This window comes from Vibrio rumoiensis 1S-45, from assembly GCF_000286955.2.
Classification (GTDB): domain Bacteria; phylum Pseudomonadota; class Gammaproteobacteria; order Enterobacterales; family Vibrionaceae; genus Vibrio; species Vibrio rumoiensis_A.
On the sequence record NZ_AJYK02000044.1, the window covers coordinates 1 to 8,238 of the forward strand.

The 8,238-nt window shown below is 41.3% G+C and carries 11 protein-coding genes; 2 read left to right on the top strand and 9 right to left on the bottom strand.

Features of this window, described 5'->3' with window-relative positions:
• Nucleotides 1–43: 43 nt before the first annotated feature.
• Nucleotides 44–628 carry a superoxide dismutase [Fe] gene (gene sodB, locus A1QC_RS05940; RefSeq protein ID WP_017024705.1) on the bottom strand — a complete coding sequence of 195 codons (585 nt, stop codon included), beginning with the start codon at nucleotides 626–628 and terminating at the stop codon, nucleotides 44–46.
• 498 nt (nucleotides 629–1,126) lie between these two features.
• Here sodB and A1QC_RS05945 point away from each other — a divergent pair, with 498 nt between their 5' ends.
• Both A1QC_RS05945 and A1QC_RS05950 read left to right on the top strand, forming a co-directional pair.
• Nucleotides 1,127–1,462 (top strand): Grx4 family monothiol glutaredoxin, encoded by a 336-nt coding sequence (locus A1QC_RS05945; RefSeq protein WP_017024706.1) that lies wholly within the window; start codon nucleotides 1,127–1,129, stop codon nucleotides 1,460–1,462.
• A 90-nt stretch (nucleotides 1,463–1,552) separates the two neighbouring features.
• A complete protein-coding gene (locus A1QC_RS05950; protein ID WP_017024707.1) occupies nucleotides 1,553–2,164 on the top strand; it encodes a DsbA family protein in 612 nt (203 codons plus the stop codon).
• 72 nt (nucleotides 2,165–2,236) lie between these two features.
• Here the strand turns inward: A1QC_RS05950 and A1QC_RS05955 are convergent, their stop codons facing one another.
• From A1QC_RS05955 to A1QC_RS15520, 8 genes are all read right to left on the bottom strand, one after another.
• Complete coding sequence (locus A1QC_RS05955; protein WP_017024708.1) at nucleotides 2,237–3,556, bottom strand: Na+/H+ antiporter family protein; 1,320 nt, start codon at nucleotides 3,554–3,556, stop codon at nucleotides 2,237–2,239.
• Between the two features lie 42 nt (nucleotides 3,557–3,598).
• Complete coding sequence (rnt, locus tag A1QC_RS05960; RefSeq protein WP_017024709.1) at nucleotides 3,599–4,252, bottom strand: ribonuclease T; 654 nt, start codon at nucleotides 4,250–4,252, stop codon at nucleotides 3,599–3,601.
• Nucleotides 4,253–4,450: 198 nt separating this feature from the next.
• Entirely contained in the window at nucleotides 4,451–4,867 is a 417-nt protein-coding gene (gene gloA / locus A1QC_RS05965; RefSeq protein WP_017024710.1) for a lactoylglutathione lyase, read from the bottom strand.
• Between the two features lie 49 nt (nucleotides 4,868–4,916).
• A complete protein-coding gene (nth, locus tag A1QC_RS05970) occupies nucleotides 4,917–5,558 on the bottom strand; it encodes an endonuclease III (RefSeq protein WP_017024711.1) in 642 nt (213 codons plus the stop codon).
• A 9-nt stretch (nucleotides 5,559–5,567) separates the two neighbouring features.
• A complete protein-coding gene (locus tag A1QC_RS05975; protein ID WP_026025768.1) occupies nucleotides 5,568–6,263 on the bottom strand; it encodes an electron transport complex subunit E in 696 nt (231 codons plus the stop codon).
• A gap of 82 nt (nucleotides 6,264–6,345) precedes the next feature.
• Nucleotides 6,346–6,972, bottom strand: coding sequence for an electron transport complex subunit RsxG (rsxG, locus tag A1QC_RS05980; RefSeq protein ID WP_017024713.1), 627 nt, complete (start codon nucleotides 6,970–6,972; stop codon nucleotides 6,346–6,348).
• Between the two features lie 6 nt (nucleotides 6,973–6,978).
• Nucleotides 6,979–8,031, bottom strand: a complete 1,053-nt coding sequence (rsxD, locus tag A1QC_RS05985) for an electron transport complex subunit RsxD (RefSeq protein ID WP_017024714.1) — start codon at nucleotides 8,029–8,031, stop codon at nucleotides 6,979–6,981.
• Nucleotides 8,031–8,238, bottom strand: a 208-nt coding sequence (locus tag A1QC_RS15520) for a hypothetical protein (RefSeq protein ID WP_039836291.1), incomplete at its 5' end; no start/stop codon positions are given. The genes rsxD and A1QC_RS15520, both read right to left, overlap by 1 nt.

Below are 8,238 nucleotides of genomic sequence, written 5' to 3' on the forward strand. Positions count from 1 at the left end.
GCGGTATTTCAATAAGTTAACTCGCTGAATATCAGCAGGTTAATTATTTGATTAGGTTTTCTTCAACGAAAGACCAGTTAACTAGAGCCCAGAAACCATTCATGTAATCTGGACGAACGTTACGGTAATCGATGTAGTAAGCGTGTTCCCAAAGGTCAACAGTAAGTAGAGGTGTGATACCTTCTTCTGTTAAAGGAGTCGCCGCATTTGAAGTGTTTACGATTTCAAGTGTACCGTCAGTTTTCTTAACAAGCCAAGTCCAAGAAGAACCAAAGTTGTTGATCGCTGAGTCAGTGAATTTCGCTTTAAATTCTTCAAAAGAACCAAATTGTTGTTTGATTGCTTCTGCAACTGCACCTGTTGGTTCACCGCCAGCGTTTGGCGCTAGGCAATGCCAGTAGAACGTGTGGTTCCAAATTTGCGCTGCGTTGTTGAAGATGCCACCAGTTGAAGTTTTAACGATCTCTTCAAGAGATTTACCTTCAAACTCAGTACCAGGAATTAAACCATTTAACTTAACTACGTAAGTGTTGTGGTGTTTACCGTGGTGATAATCAAGAGTTTCAGCTGAGATGTGTGGTTCTAATGCGTCTTTTGCGAAAGGTAGTGCTGGTAATTCAAATGCCATTGCTCAAATCTCCATGTGTTAGAAAAGGAATTATTGGGTTCTCGTGTAGAACCACTTCCTATTTTTTAATGATACTAACTAATGACGCCTGTTAAGGCATGACATCAGTTTGAGCCATTGAAAGACTGCGCTTAGTTTAGCAAGTTTTAACTTTATTAAAAGCATTGATACTTAAAAAAGATTTTCGATATGTGTATGTTAGTGGCTACTGTTGATTGGTTGGTTAGTCACGTTGACTTTAACCACGCGTTTAAGAGGCTAAGAGAAAGAACGCTTGTCGCTTTATAGCAATGATAATTATTGTACTCTCGCTGAAATGCGAACCTTAAGTGACTTGGGTGGATAGATTTATCCCGTTTTTTATCTATTTTTTGTATTATGTGAGCATTAATAAGAGATTTGGAATACCCTTACAAATAATGGCTTTTTATTATGAGCAAGATGCAAGTAGAATGAGCCTACGAATTAAAAGTTAGATCGATGTCTAGAGAGGACGCAATGGAAACTATCGACAAAATTAAGCAACAAATTTCTGAAAATACGATTCTTCTTTATATGAAGGGTTCACCAAAACTGCCAAGCTGCGGTTTTTCTTCTCAAGCGTCACAAGCACTTATGTCTTGTGGTGAAAAATTTGCTTATGTGGATATCCTTCAAAACCCTGATATCCGTGCAGAGCTTCCACACTACGCCCAGTGGCCAACTTTCCCTCAACTTTGGGTTGAAGGCGAACTGGTTGGTGGATGCGATATCATCATTGAAATGTTCCAAAAAGGTGAGTTACAAACGCTAGTAAAAGAAGCCGCAGCGCGTGCTCCAGCAAGCGAAGAGTAATTCAACACTTAGAGTTTGAATATAAAAGGGCCTTTATGGCTCTTTTTTTATGTCGCTTAGTCACAAGAAAAAACAATTCAGGGATAGACGATGAAGGCTAAACTTTATTATATACATGATCCGATGTGCAGCTGGTGCTGGGGTTACAAGCCTACTTGGGAAAAGCTTAAAGCCCAATTACCAGAGCGTATAGACGTTGAATATTTAATGGGTGGATTAGCACCAGATAATACAGAGCCTATGCCATCAGAAATGAAAGCAATGTTAGAGCAAACTTGGCGACGCATTGAAGCTCAGCTCGGTACGTCGTTTAATTATGACTTTTGGCAGCAATGTCAGCCTGTTCGAACCACTTATCCTGCTTGTCGTGCGGTGATTGCCGCTCAACTGCAAGGAAAAGGTGAAGCAATGATAACTGCGATACAAGAGGCTTATTATTTAAGAGCGATGGAGCCTCATGTTACGAACACACATGTGCTGTTAGCCAAAGAGCTTGGTTTAGATGTAGAACAATTTTCTCAAGATATTGTTGGAGATGAAGTTCAAACCGAGTTTTCGAGACAATTGTCCTTTTGCCAAATGTTGGGAGCTCATTCATTTCCTAGTTTAGTATTAAGTGTGGAAGAGCAGTTCTATGCCGTTCCAATTTCATATACTTCGGCTGAAAAGACCCTACAAGCGATACAACAGCAATTAAACTAAATGCTACCCAAATAAAAAACCGCGCTGAATAAGCGCGGTTTGTTTGGAGACTAATTTAGCGTTGGTTTTAGGTTACAGAACCATAGCCGCAATCCAACCGAAGGCGATTAACGGTAAGTTGTAGTGCAAGAAGGTTGGGATAACCGAATCTTTAATATGATCGTGTTGTCCATCTGCATTCAAACCTGATGTTGGACCTAAGGTCGAATCTGAAGCTGGAGAACCTGCATCCCCAAGCGCTGCTGCAGTACCCACAAGAGCGATCGTAGCGGCTGGTGAGAAGCCAAACGATAATGCTAATGGGACATAAATAGTTGCGATAATTGGAATGGTTGAGAACGAAGAACCAATGCCCATGGTGATCAATAAACCAACAACCAACATCATTAATGCTGCTAAACCTTGATGACCACTCATGCTTGTTTGTAAGAAGTGAACCAAAGTTTCTACGCCGCCAGTTGCTTTCATGACACTCGCAAAACCATTTGCAGAGATCATAATGAACCCAATCATCGCCATCATTTGTACGCCACGAGTAAAACTATCTTGGCTTGTTTGGAAAGGCTTACCAAAAGATAAAATAATGAAGCCAACTAACGCACCCACAATCATTGAGCCAGAATAAAGCTGAGCAGATAACGTTGCAACAATACTAAACAAAGCAATCACGACTGCTTTCTTATCAATGCCGGTTTGTTGTTGTTCATCTTGAGTAGGTTCAACATCTTTGTAATGGCGAGGCTTACGGTAAGTAATGAAAACACTCACTAACAAACCAAAAATCATACCACAAGCAGGAATAACCATAGCAGCTGGAATTTGGCTTGCAGTTGCGGTTGTAAGGCCGTTATTAACTAAGGCTGGAAGCAAAATATCATTTAAAAAGATGCCACCAAACCCAATTGGTAATGTCATGTATGGCGTCACTAAACCGAAAGTAAGTACACAAGCAATCATTCGGCGATCAAGATTCATTTTATTCAACGCTGAAAGCAATGGTGGAATAATGATCGGGATGAAGGCGATATGCACTGGAATTACGTTTTGAGAAAAGACAGCCAGAACCAACAAAGTAGAAAGGATCACGTATTTTAAGATTGATGATGCTTTTTGATTGGTTTGACCATGAACACGTTTGATTACCGCATTAGACAATACATCCGTAATACCAGTTTGTGCCAAAGCAACAGCAAAAGCACCAAGTAGTGCATAGCTCAGTGCTATTTCAGCACCATTACCTAAACCAGACTGAAAAGCCGAGATAGTTTGATCGAGAGAAAGGTGAGCAAGTAAGCCACCAGTAATGGCACTTAATGTTAGTGCGATTACTACGTTTACACGAAATAATGACAGCGCTAGCATTAAGCAAACGGAAATAACAACAGGGTTCATTGTAAGTCTCTTTTAAAAATTGGCGAATAAGTAAAGGGGTGTTTATTGTTCATTATCATCAGATGTGAGCGGCCAGCCACCTAAAGCTTTCCACTTATTGACGATATTACAAAATAATCTTGCTGTGATTTGAGTGTCATATAAAGCGGAATGTGCGGCTTTATTATCGAATTCAAATCCTGCGGCTTTGCACGCTTTGGCTAATACAGTTTGTCCGTACGCCAATCCACTTAAGGCTGCAGTATCAAAAGTTGCGAAAGGATGAAAAGGAATGCGTTTTAACTTGCTACGTTCAGCGGCTGCCATTACAAAGCTTAAATCGAAGTTGGCATTATGGGCGACCATAATTGCTCGGCTACAATCGTTGGCTTTTTGTTCTTTACGGACAAGTTTGAAAATTTCTTTCAATGCTTCAGCTTCAGTGACTGCGCCACGTAAAGGGCTATAAGGGTCACGGATACCAGTGAATTCGAGCGCTTCCTTTTCAAGGTTTGCGCCTTCAAAAGGTTCGACATTAAACTGAATGGTACTGGCAGGGTACAGGTCCCCATTATCATCCATCGCTAAAGTTACTGCACAAATTTCAAGCAACGCATCAGTTTGCGCGTTAAATCCTGCCGTTTCGACATCGATTACTACTGGAAAATAGCCGCGAAATCGACTTTTTAGCGTCAAAGCTTCATTTTTATCAGTCATTGGGTTTCTGATCCGTGAATTAAGGCACGCATTATTGCAGATTAGAAATTGAACTTCACCCCCTAATGTTCATTGGGGATAAGTGTTGTTGATTTTCTATGCGGTTGCTTCGCTAGCTTGATTACATTTGGCTAATCATAAAAAAGAGCCCCGAAAGGCCCTTATAATGATTGAATGTAAAATTGAAAAGAAAGGAAATTAACCTTCTAAACCAGCTGACATTTGGCTACGTTGAATCAATTCAATCATGTAACCATCTGGGTCTTTAACGAAAGCGATATGAGTGCTTCCGCCTTTCACTGGCCCTGGCTCACGAGTAATGGCACCACCAGCGGCTTTAATCGCATCGCACGTTGAGTAGATATCGTCAAAACCAATCGCAATATGACCGTAACCCGTACCAAGGTCATATTCAGACGTACCCCAGTTATGGGTTAACTCAATGACAGCACCTTCAGACTCATCACCGTAGCCCACAAAGGCAAGGGTGTATTCATATTCTTTATTTTCGTTCTTACGCAATAATTGCATACCAAGTACTTTGGTGTAGAACTCGATTGAACGATCTAAGTCGCCAACACGAACCATGGTATGTAAAATTCTTCCGTTCGACATTGTTTGCTCCTTGTTATTTTAGGTATGAAGTTTACCACTTACTGAGTGATTACTCTTCAGGATAAATTTTCTCTTTGAACTCACACAAATCTTCAATGATGCAGCTACCGCAACGAGGTTTTCTTGCTATGCAGGTATAGCGGCCATGTAAAATTAACCAGTGGTGAACATCTAATTTAAACTCACTGGGGATCACTTTCAGTAGCTTAGCTTCTACATCATCAACGGTTTTTCCCATGGCGAGTTTAGTGCGGTTTGATACGCGATAAATGTGTGTATCAACCGCAATCGTTGGCCAACCAAAAGCAGTGTTGAGTACAACGTTAGCCGTTTTTCTCCCGACTCCTGGTAGGGCTTCGAGTGCAGCGCGATCTTCTGGCACTTCGTTATTGTGTAATTCAATCAACATTTTGCAGGTTTTAATGGTGTTTTCAGCTTTCGAGTTAAATAACCCAATCGTCTTGATGTATTCTTTTAAACCATCGACACCCAAAGCGAGAATACTTTCGGGAGTATTGGCTACAGGGTAGAGTTTATCTGTGGCTTTATTGACGCTTACATCGGTCGCTTGGGCTGAAAGCAATACCGCAATCAGCAATTCAAATGGGCTTGACCAATTCAATTCGGTTTGAGGGTTTGGGTTATTCTCTCTTAACCGCTCAAGTATCAGGCGTCTTTTATCGTTATTCATACCGCTGAATTATCCTACTTTGGTCACTCGAGCACGTTCAATTGTGGGTTTATCTTGGCTTGGTTGACGTTGTGCCATTTTAGTATCGATGATTTGTTTGAGCGCAATTAAAAAGCCAACACCGATAAAAGCACCTGGTGGAAGCAATGCTAATAAGAAGCTGCTGTCGATATGGAAGACTTCAATTCGAAGTACCGATGCCCAATCGCCTAATAGTAATGCCGCACCATCAAATAACGTACCTTGGCCGATCAGTTCACGCAATGCACCAAGCAAAGTAAGTACGGCTAACATGCCAAGACCCATCCAAAATCCATCTAAAGCGGCTTTTGCTGCTGAGTTTTTAGAAGCGTAGGCTTCAGCGCGCCCGATGATCACGCAGTTAGTTACAATAAGAGGAATGAAAATACCTAAAGATAAATACAAACCATAAGCGTAAGCACTCATCAACAATTGAACACAAGTAACCACTGAGGCAATGATCATCACGAAAATCGGAATACGAACTTCTTTTGGTACATAGTGGCGAACCAGTGAAACAATTGTGTTAGTACAAATCAGCACTAACATGGTTGCCAACCCAAGACCAAGTGCATTGGTGATGGTTGAAGAAACCGCTAATAATGGGCATAAACCGAGTAATTGAACTAAGGCCGGGTTGTTGTCCCACATGCCGTTTTTCATGAGCTCTTTATTTTCAGCCATTGTTATTTTTGAGTTTTGCTCAGTCTGCTCAATGTTTTCAGAGTCGACTGGTGTCTCGATCACCGTGCTACTATCCGACATTTTACTTCCCACAATTCAATGGTTGATTAAGAATAGTTTCTTTATTTTCTTTAAAGTAAACAACTGTGTTTTTTATCGCTTTAACAACCGCACGAGGGGTAATGGTTGCCCCTGTAAATTGGTCAAACTGACCACCATCTTTACGGACTGCCCATTCAGATTGATTATCGTCGGTGACGGTTTTATTGTCGAAACTAAAAATCCACTTGGTTTTACGAGTTTCAATCTTATCACCTAAACCAGGGGTTTCATTGTGAGCAAGTACACGGCTACTGGTAATGATGCCATTCATATCCAAACCCACGATAATCTTAATCGCTCCGTTATAGCCATCGGGCGCATAGGTTTCAATAGCAATGGCGGTTGGTTTGCCTTCTTTTGTTGCTAGATAAGCCGGCATTGGGTTAGGTGTAACCGTTGTTTGAGAAGGCAACAACATACAAGAGGCGTAGAGTTGATTGTCATGCATGCTCTTTGGAATAACTTGGTTAAGTGTTTTCTGCAGATCTAATTGCTGTTGCTCAAGAATAGTGTCTTGAGTCACCCAATTGGTTAGCGCGACTAACGCAGTAGAAGCCACAGCAAAAATAGCCAGAATGCCACCATTTTTCTTCATTGCATTGAGCATAGTGGTTTACCTTAAATGTCCATAAGTACGAGGTTTGGTGTAGTAATCAATTAAAGGTACTGACATGTTTGCCAGTAATATGGCAAAAGCGACACCATCAGGAAAACCGCCCCAACTGCGGATCAAAAATACAACCACACCAATAAAGGCACCATAAATGAGGCGACCTTTCGTTGTGGTAGAGGCTGTAACAGGATCGGTAGCGATGAAGAATGCACCCAGCATGGTTGCGCCTGAAAGCAAATGCAACACTGGCGATGCGGTAGTTCCGGGAGCAAATAAGGTGGTTAATGTGCTGATCACCAATAAGCTTGCCAACATTGCCGCTGGAATTTGCCACTGAACAATGCGTAATTTCATCAACACAATCCCACCAAGCAGGTAGGCGAGGTTGACCCATTGCCAACCTACGCCGGCTAAGCCAGTAAACGTCGATTGTTGCATGATTTCACTAGCAGTGTGACCTGCGCGAATTGAGGTTTTAAAGGTATCAAGAGGAGTGGCCATGGTGACACCATCAATACCCGCTCGTACTTGTTGCAGTGATAACCCATCAGAATTAAAACCGGTTAAGAAAAGTTTGATGGAATCATCAAAGTGTAGATGAACACCACTTAACACTTCAGGTGTTACCCAGCTTGTCATTTGAACTGGAAAAGAGATAAGTAATACGACGTAAGCAACCATTGCTGGGTTAAATAAATTTTGTCCTAATCCACCATAAAGATGCTTACCAATGACAATGGCAAAAAATAAACCAATAGTAATGACCCACCAAGGTGATAGTGGAGGGATAGAAACGGCAAGGAGCATTGCTGTGACTAATGCACTATTATCTTTTAGCGCAAGTAACGGTGATTTTTTTCGTATCACCATGATCAAAGCTTCAAATGTCCATGCCAGTAAAATGGCAAAAATTAATTGAATTAGCACGCCGTAGCCAAAAAAGTAACTCTGCACTGCAATACCTGGTAGTAAACAAATTGCTACCCACATCATAATGTTGGAGGTATTGCGTTTCACTCTTACATGTGGAGAACTGGCAATAAAGAAAGACACTATTTTTTCTCCTGAGCATTTTTATCAATGAAGACTGGGATATCTAATAAATCAACCGTCATGTTGTTATCAGTTTTTGTGTCATTGTTGTTTTCAGATGTATCGCTTGTGTTGATTGACGCGTTGTTATTACTGCTTGCCACTTGTTCTTGAGTTGTGTTTTCGGAAGCTTGCGCGGCTTTGCGTGCTTTGGCGCGAGCAATGGCT

Bases quoted from the DNA above. Each gene is read 5' to 3' on its own strand.
- A1QC_RS05955 (WP_017024708.1), bottom strand. From the start codon at position 3,556: ATGAACCCTGTTGTTATTTCCGTTTGCTTAATGCTAGCGCTGTCATTA.
- A1QC_RS05975 (WP_026025768.1), bottom strand. From the start codon at position 6,263: ATGGCTGAAAATAAAGAGCTCATGAAAAACGGCATGTGGGACAACAAC.
- nth (WP_017024711.1), bottom strand. From the start codon at position 5,558: ATGAATAACGATAAAAGACGCCTGATACTTGAGCGGTTAAGAGAGAAT.
- A1QC_RS05945 (WP_017024706.1), top strand. From the start codon at position 1,127: ATGGAAACTATCGACAAAATTAAGCAACAAATTTCTGAAAATACGATT.
- A1QC_RS05950 (WP_017024707.1), top strand. From the start codon at position 1,553: ATGAAGGCTAAACTTTATTATATACATGATCCGATGTGCAGCTGGTGC.
- rsxG (WP_017024713.1), bottom strand. From the start codon at position 6,972: ATGCTCAATGCAATGAAGAAAAATGGTGGCATTCTGGCTATTTTTGCT.
- sodB (WP_017024705.1), bottom strand. From the start codon at position 628: ATGGCATTTGAATTACCAGCACTACCTTTCGCAAAAGACGCATTAGAA.
- gloA (WP_017024710.1), bottom strand. From the start codon at position 4,867: ATGTCGAACGGAAGAATTTTACATACCATGGTTCGTGTTGGCGACTTA.
- rnt (WP_017024709.1), bottom strand. From the start codon at position 4,252: ATGACTGATAAAAATGAAGCTTTGACGCTAAAAAGTCGATTTCGCGGC.